1 rRNA gene is annotated in these 280 nt (G+C 58.9%); it reads left to right on the top strand.

The features are described from left to right. Window positions 1-280, top strand: a 23S ribosomal RNA gene (locus ADK57_RS18785); the annotation flags it as partial.

Raw genomic sequence — 280 nt, 5'->3', positions numbered from 1 at the left:
GATCTGCCCAGGGTAAGTCGGGACCTAAGGCGAGGCCGACAGGCGTAGTCGATGGATAACCGGTTGATATTCCGGTACCCGCTGTGAAGCGTCAAACATTGAATCAGGCGATGCTAAGTCCGTGAAGCCGCCCTGGAGCCTTCGGGTAAAGGGGAGTGGTGGAGCCGACGGACCAGACTTGTAGTAGGTGAGTGATGGGGTGACGCAGGAAGGTAGTCCATCCCGGGCGGTGGTTGTCCCGGGGTAAGGGTGTAGCCCGTGTGATAGGTAAATCCGTCGC

This window comes from Streptomyces sp. MMG1533, from assembly GCF_001279775.1.
GTDB lineage: Bacteria > Actinomycetota > Actinomycetes > Streptomycetales > Streptomycetaceae > Streptomyces.
The sequence above is the reverse complement of the archived record's forward strand: the minus strand, read 5'-3'. Positions and strand labels throughout refer to the sequence as shown.